Source organism: Bacteroides sp. AM37-9 (genome assembly GCF_003603455.1).
Lineage (GTDB): Bacteria > Bacteroidota > Bacteroidia > Bacteroidales > Bacteroidaceae > Bacteroides > Bacteroides xylanisolvens.
This window is the reverse complement of sequence record NZ_QTNF01000018.1, coordinates 28,720-42,948: the sequence shown is the minus strand read 5'-3', so window position 1 is coordinate 42,948 and position 14,229 is coordinate 28,720. Positions and strand designations below refer to the sequence as shown.

Annotated in this window: 8 protein-coding genes and 1 pseudogene; 8 read left to right on the top strand and 1 reads right to left on the bottom strand. The window is 38.6% G+C overall.

Annotated features, from left to right (window positions below; translation table 11 throughout):
- From DW862_RS13950 to DW862_RS13930, 5 genes are all read left to right on the top strand, one after another.
- On the top strand, positions 1-601 hold a 601-nt coding region (locus tag DW862_RS13950; protein ID WP_120068893.1), incomplete at its 5' end, for a DUF1793 domain-containing protein.
- A 17-nt stretch (positions 602-618) separates the two neighbouring features.
- Entirely contained in the window at positions 619-2,136 is a 1,518-nt protein-coding gene (locus DW862_RS13945; RefSeq protein ID WP_117685128.1) for an IPT/TIG domain-containing protein, read from the top strand.
- A gap of 19 nt (positions 2,137-2,155) precedes the next feature.
- Positions 2,156-5,287: a TonB-dependent receptor gene (locus tag DW862_RS13940; protein ID WP_117685126.1), complete on the top strand. Its 3,132-nt coding sequence runs from the start codon at positions 2,156-2,158 to the stop codon at positions 5,285-5,287.
- 13 nt (positions 5,288-5,300) lie between these two features.
- A complete protein-coding gene (locus DW862_RS13935; protein WP_117685124.1) occupies positions 5,301-7,355 on the top strand; it encodes a RagB/SusD family nutrient uptake outer membrane protein in 2,055 nt (684 codons plus the stop codon).
- 18 nt (positions 7,356-7,373) lie between these two features.
- Positions 7,374-8,369 carry a DUF4973 domain-containing protein gene (locus DW862_RS13930; protein WP_117685122.1) on the top strand — a complete coding sequence of 332 codons (996 nt, stop codon included), beginning with the start codon at positions 7,374-7,376 and terminating at the stop codon, positions 8,367-8,369.
- Between the two features lie 115 nt (positions 8,370-8,484).
- Here the strand turns inward: DW862_RS13930 and DW862_RS13925 are convergent, their stop codons facing one another.
- A complete protein-coding gene (locus tag DW862_RS13925) occupies positions 8,485-9,834 on the bottom strand; it encodes an ATP-binding protein (protein ID WP_052587893.1) in 1,350 nt (449 codons plus the stop codon).
- 280 nt (positions 9,835-10,114) lie between these two features.
- Here DW862_RS13925 and DW862_RS13920 point away from each other — a divergent pair.
- From DW862_RS13920 to DW862_RS13910, 3 genes and pseudogenes are all read left to right on the top strand, one after another.
- Positions 10,115-10,726: pseudogene (locus tag DW862_RS13920) on the top strand (glutaminase domain-containing protein); the annotation flags it as partial.
- A 67-nt stretch (positions 10,727-10,793) separates the two neighbouring features.
- A complete protein-coding gene (locus DW862_RS13915; protein WP_225450988.1) occupies positions 10,794-12,596 on the top strand; it encodes a family 43 glycosylhydrolase in 1,803 nt (600 codons plus the stop codon).
- A gap of 72 nt (positions 12,597-12,668) precedes the next feature.
- A complete protein-coding gene (locus tag DW862_RS13910; RefSeq protein ID WP_117685132.1) occupies positions 12,669-14,219 on the top strand; it encodes an IPT/TIG domain-containing protein in 1,551 nt (516 codons plus the stop codon).
- Positions 14,220-14,229 lie beyond the last annotated feature (10 nt).

The following is a 14,229-nucleotide window of genomic DNA, read 5'->3' as shown; positions in this document are numbered from 1 at the left end:
CCCGGAAAACCAACTTTGCACGGATGACTTCGCCGGACATTGGGCTCATAATGCGAACCTTTCTGTGAAAGCAATCATGGGTGTAGCCGGATATAGCGAGATGGCTCGTATACTTGGTTTGAATGATGTAGCTGATAAATATGCAGCGATAGCTAAGAATATGGCGGTGAAATGGGAGGAAATGGCGAATGAGGGAGATCATTACCGTCTGGCTTTTGACCGTAAAGATACCTGGAGTCAAAAATATAATATGGTTTGGGATAAGTTATGGAAGCTGAATTTATTCCCTAATAATGTAATCGGAAAAGAAATAAACTACTACTTGACAAAGCAGAATCCTTATGGGTTACCGTTGGATTCTCGCAAAGAATACACAAAATCCGACTGGATAATGTGGACGGCAGCTATGTCTTCAGATCAAGTAACCTTTGAAAAACTCTCTGATCCTGTCTATAAATATATCAATGAAACAGTATCACGTGTACCTATCAGTGATTGGCACCATACAGACAGTGGCAAATGGGTCGGTTTCAGAGCGCGTTCGGTAATCGGAGGATATTGGATGCAGGTATTAATGGATAAGATGTTGAATAATCAATAATTTAAATCTAATTTATTATGAATGGTAGAACAATGAGACATGGAAGCATGGAGCTTCCATGGAGGATGCTATTTGTGTTCTTTATAATCTGTTTGGGCAGTTGTAAAGACGATAAAGACGAAACAACCACACCTTATGATCCGAACCAACCGGTGGTAGTGACAAAGTTTACTCCTGAAGAAGGGGGAGCGAGAACACGAATGATTATTTATGGCAGTAACTTTGGAACAGATATTGCCGTCGTTTCAGTTAAAATTGGTGGAAAGTCTGCAGCTATTGTAAGTGTAAAGGGGAACAGTATATATTGCATTACCCCAGAACATTGCTATGAAGGTACTATAGAAGTAAAAGTAGGAGAACAAACTATTGAGGCACCAACAAAATACAAATACAAGCCGCAAGTAGTGGTAACGACTTTATGTGGAACTGTAGATGAAGACGGTAATGGAAAAGATACGCCTGATGCTTCTTTCGCAGACTGTGGTAAAATAGATAATCCCACATGGTTTTCATTCGACCCTGAAAACCACAATATTCTTTATTTGTCTCAAGACAACGGAGCCGGTGCTAATAAGAAGCCCCTACGTGTGTTGGATTTAGCAAAAGAGCATATATCAACAATGGCTATATCCGCTTATGGGGTGGATCGTTTACATACTATATCATGGACAAAAACAAAAGACATGGTGATAGCTACCCCAAAAGGAGGAGCAACGTCTACAAGTAATATTATACTGAAGCGTAAAGAAGATGGAAGTCTTGATGCGGCACAGAAATTAACAAAAGGCCCCGGATGTTACTCCTCAATGATTCATCCTCTTAGTGGAGATATTATTTATTATCAGAAAGCGAAGTGCTTTGTCTACAAATATGATTTCGTTAAGAATGGATATGAACACAATGTCGTTCCTCCTGCTACAGATTCTGATGATTATTTATTTGCTCTTCCGGAGACTGATACTGATATTAGTTTTGTTCCTCATCCTGATGGCAAATATGTATATATAATAATGCACCAGAAACATTATATACTCCGTTCTAATTATGATAAAGTCAATAATCGACTAGTTACTCCGTACATTGTATGTGGTAAATCAGGAGATGCTAACTATCAGGATTTGGCAGGAACAAGAGCCCGGCTGAATACTCCGGGACAGGGAGTCTTTGTTTTTAATAAAGATTATGAGAGTCAAGGAAAAGAAGACTGTTATGATTTTTATTTCACAGACTCTAAGAACCATTGTATTCGTGTGCTGACTCCTGAAGGCGTTGTATCTACTTTCGCCGGACGAGGTTCTGCTGGTGTTAACGTATGGAAATATGGTTATATAAATGGACCAGTACGTGAAACAGCGCGCTTTAATACCCCAGTGGCTTTAGCCTATGACAAAGATACAGAGACATTCTATGTTGGGGATGTAGAAAATCATCGTATTCGTAAAATTGCAATGGAGGAAATGCCGGAAGATCTCAATGGAGAATCATCGGATGAAAACCAATCAGACACAAACATTCCTAACGAAGCTAGAGAATAACCGAATAATATAAAAACACATGAAAATAAAAAATTTTATAACCATCTGCTTGTTATTGATTTCTACAACTGTTTTTGCTCAAAAAAAAGTTGTGGTGACAGGGGTGGTGACGGACGAGAAGAAAGAACCACTGGTTGGTGTCAATGTGACTGTCAAAGACCAGCCTGGGTTAGGAGCTATTACAGACATGGATGGACGCTATAAGATTAGTATTGAAGAATTTTCAAAATTAGTATTCTCATATATTGGCTTTAATAATGTAGAAGTGCTGATAAAAAAGCAACATATAGTAGATGTAGTGATGAAAGAGTCGGAAGCCAGTGTGATTGATGAAGTTGTGATTACCGGAACCGGTGTACAGAAGAAATTAACAGTAACTGGTGCGGTGACTACGGTGAATATAGATGATCTAAAATCAAATCCTTCTGCCAACTTGTCTAATGCCTTAGCTGGTAATGTTGCAGGTGTTCTCGCTATGCAGAATTCTGGTCAGCCGGGACTGAATACTTCCGAATTCTGGATTCGCGGTATTTCCACCTTTGGTGCAAATAGTTCTGCACTTGTATTGGTCGATGGGTTCGAACGTAGTCTGGATGAAATAAACATTGAAGATATTGAATCATTCACTGTTTTAAAAGATGCTTCCACTACGGCGATTTATGGTCCTCGTGGTGCTAACGGAGTAATTCTTATTACGACTAAGCATGGTAAAGAGGGAAAGGTTAATATTAATGCTAAAGTAGAGACGTCATATAATACACGAACTATGACACCTGAATTTGCGGATGGTTACAGTTATGCCAGAATGATGAATGAGGCATGTATTACCCGTAATAAAGAACGAATCTACAAAGATGATGAATTAGAAATTCTGCGTTTAGGACTTGATCCGGATCTCTATCCGAATGTGGACTGGATGGACGTATTACTAAAAGACGGAGCCATGACCTATCGTGCTAATCTGAATATGAGTGGTGGTGGAAGTACTGCACGCTACTTTGTATCTCTTAGTTATATCAATGAAGAAGGAATGTATAAGACGGACGAATCTATGCGTAAGGATTACAACACCAACCCTAGCAGTCAACGCTGGAATTATCGTTTGAATACAGATATCGATATTACTAAAAGTACACTTGTCAAAGTCGGAGTATCCGGTTCGCTGAAAAAACGTAATGCTCCAGGACAAGAAGGAAATGTATGGAAATCATTGATGGACCAAAATCCAATCAGTATTCCTGTGATGTACTCTAATGGATATATACCAGCATTTGCAGTAGAAGATGCACGTGCAAACCCATGGGTAATTGCTACACAGACAGGATACCGGGAAATTTGGAATAATAAAGTACAGACCAATATTTCTTTAGAACAAAAATTGAATTTCATAACCAAAGGACTACGTTTTGAAGGAAGATTTGGCTTTGACATAAACAATGATAATGAAATTATCCGTAAGAAAATGCCGGAAACATGGCGTGCAATGCGTAATCGCGATGAAAACGGTGCAATCGTCTATGAGCGAAAACAGGAAGAAAGAGAAATGACACAGACTAGCAATTCAACTGGTGATCGCAGGGAATTTCTTGAAGCTATTTTACACTATAACCGTTCATTCAAAGCACATCATATAAACGGAACATTAAAATATAGCCAAGATGCCTACAGAACTACTGTCTATTCAAAAGATAATGAGACCGATGTGAAAGTAGGAATTGCTAAACGTCACATGGGGGTAGCCGGACGTGCCAGTTACAACTGGAATTACCGTTACTTTGTCGATTTCAACTTCGGTTATAACGGCTCGGAAAATTTTGCTGACGGACATCGTTTCGGTTTCTTTCCCGCCTTTTCTGTGGCTTGGAACATAGCCGAAGAAAAAATTGTCAAAAAACATTTGAAATGGATGAATATGTTCAAGCTCCGCTATTCTTATGGCAAGGTCGGTAATGACCAACTTGGACAACGATTTCCTTACCTGTATACCCTAGCCACCAAACATATGGTAAAAAAAGACGGAAAGGATGTGGAGGAAACATTCCCGGGATGGGATTGGGGAGATTATACATACGGAAATTCTTATGATGGTCTTACTTATTTGGACTTAGCATCAGAGAATGTGACATGGGAAATTGCTACCAAGCATGATGCAGGAGTAGACTTATCTTTGTTTAACGATAAATTTACAGCAACAGTTGATTACTTCCACGAACAGCGTGATGGAATTTTCATGGCACGTGAGTTTTTGCCAAGTATGGTAGGAGTACGAAGTAACCCGAAAGCGAATGTAGGCAGTGTACGTTCTCAAGGTTTTGATGGTAATTTTGCCTATAAACAGAAAATAAATAAGGTTAATCTCACTGTTCGTGGTAATTTTACTTACAGCAAAAATGAAATATTGGAAAAGGATGAAGAAAATTCAGTTTATCCTTATCAGATGCAAAGAGGCTACCGTGTAAATCAAGCTAAAGGTTTAATTGCATTAGGATTATTCAAGGATTACGATGATATACGAAATAGTCCGCAACAAACAAAATGGGGGAAAGTTCAGCCGGGTGATGTAAAATATAAAGATGTCAATGGTGATGGTGTAATCAATGACGGTGACAAAGTAGCTATCGGTGCGACCACCAAACCTAATTTGATTTACGGATTTGGTATCTCTGCACAATGGAAAGGCTTTGATTTTAATGTTCATTTTCAAGGAGCCGGTAAGTCTTCATTCTTTATTGATGGATCAACAGTGTTTGCTTTCAAAGATAGTCAATGGGGAAATGTATTGGAGAACCTTGTCGCTGACCGCTGGATAGACGCACAGACAGCAGCTATCATTGGTATTCCTGCCAATGAGAATCCAAATGCTTCTTATCCCCGTCTAAGTTATGGCGCTAATGAAAATAATCAGCAAAAATCAACTTTTTGGTTACGTGATGGCTCTTACCTGCGTTTGAAGACGTTAGAAGTGGGTTACACCTTGCCTAAATCAATTGTGAACAAGATTAAATTCAATAAGATACGCGTATTCTTTATTGGAACTAACATCTTGACTTTCTCTAAATTCAAGGAATGGGATCCGGAGATGGGTAGTACTAATGGACAGCAATACCCACTTTCAAAAACATTCACTTTAGGGCTAACTGTTAACATCTAATAAACACATTGAAATGAAGAAACTACATAATATATGTATATATGTCTTGCTGGGACTAGGCACTGTATCCTGTGCAGACAATTTAGATTCAGACAAATATTTTAAGGACCGTACAACCTTGGAAGATGTTTTCACTGACAAGACACGTACAGAGCAGTGGTTGGCAAATGCATACTCTTATCTTAGCGGGGAGAACATGGAAGTTTCAACCAGAGATAATATCATGTGGTGCTTTGCAGATGATATTTATTCCGGAGCCGGTGCTGATTATACAAAATTCAGAACAGGTACGTATGATGAAAATTGGCGTCATTCATGGGGACAAAGTTATAAAGGTATCCGTCAGGCTTCTCTTTTTATACAATATATCCATATGAATACACGATATACAGAGGAGGAGAAAGCTGATTTAAAAGCACAAGCACGTTTTGTACGTGCATATTACTATTGGTTGTTACTTCGAAGATATGGTCCTGTTCCCTTATTGCCGGAAGAAGGTCTTGATTATACAGACAGCTATGATAACTTAGCTCGTCAACGTAACTCTTACGATGAATGTGTAGAATATATTGCTTCAGAAATGGTATTGGCAGCTAAAGATCTTCCACTGGAAAGAGGTGTGAATGATATATCACGCCCTACGAGAGGTGCGGCATTGGCTGCACGTGCAAGAGCATTATTGTATGCGGCCAGTCCGATTAATAACCCTCGTCCGGAAGATACTGATAAATTTACAGACTTGGTGGATCATGACGGAAGATGTTTGATAGCACAAGAATATAATGAATATAAGTGGGCAAGAGCAGCGGCAGCCGCAAAAGACGTGATGGAACTCCCGGGAAATAATAACGGACACCGTTACGAGCTATATCATGCCAATGCAACTGATAATGAATCAGCTGGATATCCCAAAACTGTTTCTCCATATAAAGATGGTGATTTCTCCGAATCTAACTGGCCGGATGGTTATAAAGATATAGACCCTTTTGAATCCTATCGTGCAGTTTTTAACGGAGCGTTATCAATGAATGCTAATCCTGAATTGATTTTCAGTCGTGGAAGAAACCAAGGAGATAACAGTCTTGTTGCAATGACTCGTCATCAGTTGCCGAAGTCGGTAGGCAATGGGGATAATTCTTATGGAATGACCCAGAAAATGTGTGATGCATATTATATGAGTGATGGAACAGATTGTCCGGGTAAAGAGCGTGAACTAGGAATTCCAGGGCGGAGCGATGCAAGAAAACGCGTAGAAGGATTTGTCACTAAACAGGAAGCCGGAACGGAAGGAGGATATGAGCATCTACGTGAAAACGTTTCTAAACAGTATGCTAAACGTGAACCGCGTTTTTATGCGTCAGTAGCTTTTAACGGTAGTGTATGGTCACTGTTAAAAAACGAATTGAATACAGACCATATTAAGGATATAGATGTACAAGTGTTTTATTATCGTGGTAAAAACGATGGATTTGTAAGTACGGGAGCATGGCTTCGCACGGGTATAGGTATTAAGAAATTCGTGCATCCGGACGATACCAATTATGGTGCTAATATACTTACAAAAGCAGAACCAGCCATCCGTTATGCAGAAATACTACTGATTTATGCAGAGGCAGTGAACGAATTGAGTGATACATATAATATTCCTTCCTGGGATGGTTCTACGACCTATACGATCATACGCAACGAAGGCGAATTGAAAAAAGGCATCCGTCCAATCCGTTGTCGTGCAGGTGTACCAGATTATGATTCTGAAACAGTATATCAAAACAAGAATGAATTCCGCAAAAAACTGAAACGTGAACGTCAGATAGAGTTGATGGGTGAAGGACAGCGTTATTTCGACCTGCGTAGATGGAAAGATGCTGATGTAGAAGAATCCATAAAAGTATATGGATGTAATGGACTAATGACAGAAGCGCAAAAGGAATCTTTCCACACTCCGGTGGTAATTGATGACTTGCCTACGGCATTTTCCCGTAAATTATATTTTTGGCCAATAGCACATGAGGAGCTAAAACGAAATAAACTATTGACACAGAATCCGGGTTGGACATATAATGATTAATCTTAAAAAGAATGTGAAATGAGAAAGCTATACGTTTATCTGATAATATTAGTTGCTACTGCGTTATGCAGTTCATGCAACAATGAATGGGAAGACGAACAATATGAGTCGTATATATCCTTCAAAGCTCCTGTTAATGCAGATACCGGAGTCACTGATGTCTATGTCAGATATAAGGAGGATGGGAAAGTGACCTATCGATTGCCTGTAATTGTTAGTGGTTCAAACACAAATCAAAAGGATATGGATATCCACGTTGCTGTAGACTTAGATACTTTGAATACTTTGAATCGAGAACGATTTAGTACGCGCGAAGAGTTGTGGTATGAAGCTTTAGAGGAAAATAAGTTTGAATTTCCGGAAGTTATTCATATTCCGGCGGGTTCTAATGTGGCATTACTTGATGTAGATTTTAAATTAAATAATCTCAATATGGTAAACAAATGGGTATTGCCATTAACTATTGTAGATAATGCCTCATACAATTACCAAAGTCATCCGCGTAAGAATTATGCAAAAGCATTGTTAAAGATCATTCCTTTCAATGACTATTCTGGTTCGTATTCCACCACAACAATGGAAGTGTACATCAAGAATCAAGATGGAAGTTTTGATAAAAAGCCGTTAACTACGAATACGCGTACTGCCTATGTAGTAGATGATAATACGATTTTCTTTTATGCAGGCTTGATGGGAGAGGAATTGGAACAGCGTGAAACATATAAAATCTGTATGCATTTTGATGAAGAAAATATGACGGTAGATATAACAGCTCCACACAAGGAAGAAATCTACTTCAAAAATAATGTCATACCCAATTATTCTGTCGCAGAAATTATGGATAGTACACGCCCTTATTTGATGCATCGTTATGTTTCATTCACCATTGACTATGATTTTGCAGATGTAACATCCGCACCCGAGCCCATTTATTATAAGGTTCAAGGGACGATGATGCTTGAAAGAAATTTCAATAAGCAAATTCCAGATGAGGACCAGCAAATTGAATGGTAATACAAATGAATTGAAATAAACGAACTTGATAAGCTCTAACCATTCCCCCTGTTACAATTAGTTGTAGCTGGGGGAATTCTTTAAGAGCACCGTCCATCACTCTATTTGAATAAAATTACATATCCTCTAGGCCTAAGACTCGTGTTTCAATATCATATTTCGCCATTTCTTTGTGTTTTAAATGCTCCACTTTCTCCATGAAAGTTGAATGGACATAATTATTCTCTGGCATCCGTTTAACCTCTGCTATAAGAGCTTTCTTACCACTTGATTTGAGAGCGACAATATCAATTTCAAAAGAGTTTAATCGTTCCTTGTTTGCAGAACTTTTAGTTTCCCACCAGGAACCAATTTCTTTAAACCCTCCTTCCTCTGCTAATTTCTGTTTAAAATATTTCTCCAATACTCTACCTGAATAAGTCTGATAATCAGCCTTTGCTAGTTGACGAAGGTCTTCAAAGTTCTGTAGCTCAATATAAGAACGGTTCCGTTCAATGTATTTAAACCAGAAATTTAGAAAGTTATCGCCAATAATATATCGTACATTCTTCTTAGTACCGGGTTTCGCAAAAATAGGCCGCTCACGTGTTATCAAATTATACACATTTTCTAATTTACTTAAATGGCCCCCGATAGATATACCACCTAATGCCGATTCTATTTCTCCTTGTGTATAATGCCCATTTGCTATTTCTAATAGGATAGAAAAGTAAATACCATAATTTTTCCCAAATTCAGTAATCAACAAATTACGCCCTTCATCTATAAACAGGGAATTCTCTGAAAAAACAAAGTCATATATCCGGTCAACAGAAAGGGCTTGATTGTCACAGAACAGCTCTACATATTTAGGGATTCCTCCGGTCAGTGTATACAAAGCTAATAGGTCATCATTACTATATCCGGGCGCAAAATCCTCCATAATTTGTTTTAGCACTTTTGTATTGAAGGGTCGAAGACATAAAATATTGTCAGCACGTCCGAATAATGGTTCTCCATGATCTGTGAATATCTTTTGCATCAATGAATATACAGAGCCGCTAATTACAAGATTTATTTTAGTTTCTTGCCGATATTCATCCCAAAGATTTTGCATATCACTAAAAACATCGGGTCTGATATTATAAAACTCCTGAAATTCATCAATAACAATATTAAAAGAACGTGTTTTTCCTATTTCGAAAAGATATTGTATCAAAGTAGTAAAGTTGGATATGCCATCCGGAATAAAAATAGATAATGTCTCGCGTACTATTTTTATAAAATCTGCGACTAATATACTCTCTGCTTTTCTTCCAATGAAAAAATATACAGTAGGTGTTCCTTTCAGAGCTTGTTTTATAAGACTGGTTTTTCCAATACGCCTACGGCCTGTTACCACAATCATTCTGGAATTTTGACCAAATGCAAGCTCTTGTACACGCTTCAATTCTGCAATTTCTTTCTCTCTATTATAAAACTTCATAATCAATAAGTTTTTCTCAACGGCTGTTGAGTCAACCGTCGTTGCAAAAATATGAAATAAATTAAGAACAGCCAATTTTGCAATACTTAATTATTGATGTTTTCGCCATTTTTAGAGTTCATCCGAAAGAAAATAGAATAATAAAGTAATGAAAATAAGTGACTTTATTGAGAGAAAAATCACTTTAATTTTACTTGAAAAAGATGTAAAGCACAACACAGTAACAATACGCTAATTTATAATATTCAGATTATCAAATAGATACAATTAGGTTTGTTAGTTTGGACAGGACCCGGAAAACCAACTTTGCACGGATGACTTCGCCGGACATTGGGCCCACAATGCCAATCTTTCTGTAAAAGCTATCATGGGGGTAGCTGGATACAGCGAAATGGCTCGTATGCTCGGATTGAATGATGTAGCAGACAAATATGCTTTAATAGCCCAAGAAATGGCGATGAAATGGGAAAAAATGGCAAATGAAGGCGATCACTACCGTTTGGCTTTTGACCGTAAGAACACTTGGAGCCAAAAGTATAATATGGTGTGGGATAAGTTGTGGAATTTGAACTTATTCCCTAACAATGTAATCGAAAAAGAGCTCAATTATTACCTGACTAAACAGAATCTTTACGGACTTCCTTTGGATTCCCGCAAAGAATACACCAAATCCGATTGGATCATGTGGACGGCAGCTATGTCATCAGACAAGGAAACTTTCCAGAAATTCTCTGATCCTGTCTATAAATATATTAACGAGACAGTATCTCGTGTACCTATCAGTGACTGGCATCATACTGATAGTGGTAAGTGGGTTGGCTTCAAAGCACGCTCCGTGATTGGAGGATACTGGATGCAAGTGTTAATGAATAAATTGAGTGGTAGCAAGTAATTTTCTATTAGGGAGTGATATTATGTGTAACTTATCTACTGTATCAATTCTTCGATGGAATCTAGTAATGCTATTGAGCACACTATTCTGGTTTTCCTGTTCGACAAGCGATAATAATGAAGAGTCGAATGGAAAAGAAGGAGATGAGACTAATGTATCTGTGTATTTACAACAGAATGGATTCCAGAATTTGAATCTAGTGCCCGACCAGAATTTCGTTTCATACAATGTGCTTGTTTGCAAGAGTACCCTTTTGAATGGAGAGATATCTGTTCGATTGAAAACTTGGAGTGACAGTGAATTGAAAGCTTATAATTCTAACAATGGAACAAACTTTCAACTGCTTCCAGAAGATCTTTATCAGCTAGAGGAAATGTTAACACTGAAAGCGAATGAGAAACAAAAAAGTATAGAAATTCAATTTCATTCCTCTGAAATCTTCTCAAGATGGAAGAGGGAAAAAACTAATTATGTACTCCCTCTTCGGTTAGAAAGTGCATCGGTTAGCGCTCAAGAAAACAAAAGAAATTTACTTCTTACGATAGATGTCCAAGCAGCTATTGTCAAGTTGGAGAGTATTAGCGGAGAAATACTATTAAACCAAGAAAAAGTAGAAGTAGACATTAAATCTTATTATGATTTTAGTGGCACAAACCAGAGTACATTTCATTGTACGTTAAGTGTTGCACCAGAGGCTGTACAGTTGGTAAATGATTATAATGCAGCTCATGGAACATCTTATGAGTTGCTACCTGATGACTCGTATACTCTTGGTGGATTGACTTATTCTGCAGGGAATAATCAAGCTTCTACGAAATTAACTATTCAATCAACTAAACTACATCCTACGTACTATCTACTTCCTCTGTGTCTAACGAATGCCGATAGCGAAACAGTGTTAATAGATAAGTCTGTCCGGATATTGACATTAGTGCGTGGTTATTGCAATCCGATTATTGCTTTTAGCGCACCAGATCCTACAGTAATTCGTGCCCAAGATGGTTATTTCTATCTCTATGGAACAGAGAATACTCGAAATGTTCCTATTTATCGTTCCAAAAATTTGGTGAATTGGGAGTATAAGGGTACAGCTTTCACGGATGCTACTCGCCCCACTTGGGGTGGCGACCACAATATTTGGGCACCAGAGATACGTTATTTCAATAATCATTATGTACTTTATTATTCATGGGCTATATGGGGAGATGAGTGGAGAAGTAATGTAGGAGTTGCTGTGTCAGACTCTCCTCTAGGACCATTTATAGACAAAGGGTGTTTGATCGACTCGAAAGTGATTGGGGTACAAAATTCCATTGACCAGTTCTTTTATGAAGACAATGGCAAAAAATATATGTTTTGGGGAAGTTTTCGGGGTATCTATGCTACAGAACTCACGGATAATGGCCTGGAAATAAAGAAAAAAACGGATGGAACCCCAGTCCTGAAGAAGCGTATTTGTGGAAATCGTTTTGAAGGGACCAACATATACAAACGTGGAGAATATTATTACTTGTTTGCTTCCATAGGAACTTGTTGTAATGGAGCAACCAGTACATATCAAACTGTGGTAGGGCGTTCAAAGAATGTGCTTGGACCTTATTTAGATAAGACAGGAAGGGATATGTTGTATGATTATTGTGAAATCATTATGAGTGGCAATGAAACTTGGGCAGGACCTGGACATAACTCCATTCTGATTCAGGATGATGTAGGAACTGACTGGATCATCTACCACGGTTACAAGAAGAAAGAAGCCGAAAACGGAAGATATGTTTTAATGGATAAACTGATTTGGAGTAACGATGGATGGCCTTCCGTCAAGAGTAACGCACCTTCCATCTTGGAAGTGGCACCCTACTTTCAGAAATAAATATCCTATACAGAAAAACAAGTAATACTTATTGCTTATGCGATTTTATTAACATATTTAATCTAATTTATTATGAAACAAAAAGTAATGAAAGCCTGTTTGGGCATTTTATGGGGAATGTTTACATTGACCACTTTTCTATTACAGAGTTGCGATAATGGAAAAGAAGTCACTCCGGCTCAAGGAAGTGGTGGCAGTCCCTTTAATCCGCAGCTTCCTATTAGTGTCAAGGAAATCAGTCCGACTAATGGTGCTGCAGGTCAGAAGGTTCTTATTTATGGAGAAAACTTCGGCAATGACCCGTCTCTGATAGAAGTCACTATCGGCGGACAGAAGGCGCCTGTGGTCAACGTACAATCAACTGTCATATATTGTATTGTACCAACGAAGGCTTATTCGGGTGAAATCCAGGTAACTATCAAACAAGGAGAAGAAATCTATTCAGCCGAGGTAGCCGAAATTAAGTTTGAATATCAACGCCAAGTGGTGGTAAGTTCCTTGTGTGGTGCAACTAGTGAGCAAGGTTCCAATTCAGCAAAAGATGGTCCGTTTAATGATTGTGGCTCCATTACGAATCCCTGTTTTATGACTTGGGACCCGGAGGACCATAATTTGCTATATGATGCAGAAGACGCAGGGGACGCTGAAGGTGTAGGACAAGGTATTCGTTGTTTTGACTTCACAAACAAGCAGGTCTATACAATGATTCCCAAGAACTCATTTGTAGGCTCACAGCGTTGCCGAACCATTGATTTCTATAAAGATGACAATGGAAAATATCACATGATTGTAGGATTAGCGCAAGGAAATGTTAATAGTACGGCTGTTATGATGTTCGATCGAATTGAAGGAGGAACGAAGCCGTGTGGGTTCACGTGGGGCAATGGAAGGGTGATCGCACAGAACCAAGGATGCCAAGCTGCTGCAATACATCCTACTACTGGCGACCTCTACTTCTCCAATTACCAGAACAGTCTGCTTTATCGGGTAAAGAAATATGTTATAGAGGAATTTGCAACAGGAAAGAGAACAACCCCTGTCAGACCTGGTACAGCAGATGATGCCGCTCAGACAATATTAAAAGTGCAAGACAAAGAATGGGAGTTCAATATTATGATTCATCCAACTGGTAAATATGCTTATTTCATGGTCATCAATCGCAATTATATTCTTCGCTCAGATTTCAATGGGGAAACCTTTACCGCTCCCTATGTCATTGCAGGTGTTAATAGTAACAAAGACACTTATGTTTATCAGGATGGGGTCGGTAATCAGGCTCGATTCGGTAATCCCTACTCTGGTGTATTTGTAAAGAACCCAGAATATGCCGGAAATTCGGATGAATATGACTTCTATTTGACAGACAGGCATAATCATGCCATTCGTATCTTGTCTCCTTTGGGTCAAGTGACTACCTATGCCGGACGTGGTAGCGCTAGTTTGAATTCAAACCCATGGGGGTATGCAAATGGCCGCTTACGAGAAGATGCACGTTTTAACCGGCCTAAAGGAATTGCGTGGGATGAGCGTGATAATACGATATATGTGGGAGACGCCAACAACTATCGAATCAGAAAGATTGGCCTTGAAGAAGATGTGCCTGAAGAAGATATTAATGAATAAACACCGTATA

Excerpts from the sequence above, each read along its gene's own strand:
- DW862_RS13925 (WP_052587893.1), bottom strand. The coding sequence starts at position 9,834 with ATGAAGTTTTATAATAGAGAGAAAGAAATTGCAGAATTGAAGCGTGTA.
- DW862_RS13935 (WP_117685124.1), top strand. The coding sequence starts at position 5,301 with ATGAAGAAACTACATAATATATGTATATATGTCTTGCTGGGACTAGGC.
- DW862_RS13930 (WP_117685122.1), top strand. The coding sequence starts at position 7,374 with ATGAGAAAGCTATACGTTTATCTGATAATATTAGTTGCTACTGCGTTA.
- DW862_RS13910 (WP_117685132.1), top strand. The coding sequence starts at position 12,669 with ATGAAACAAAAAGTAATGAAAGCCTGTTTGGGCATTTTATGGGGAATG.
- DW862_RS13915 (WP_225450988.1), top strand. The coding sequence starts at position 10,794 with ATGCTATTGAGCACACTATTCTGGTTTTCCTGTTCGACAAGCGATAAT.
- DW862_RS13945 (WP_117685128.1), top strand. The coding sequence starts at position 619 with ATGAATGGTAGAACAATGAGACATGGAAGCATGGAGCTTCCATGGAGG.
- DW862_RS13940 (WP_117685126.1), top strand. The coding sequence starts at position 2,156 with ATGAAAATAAAAAATTTTATAACCATCTGCTTGTTATTGATTTCTACA.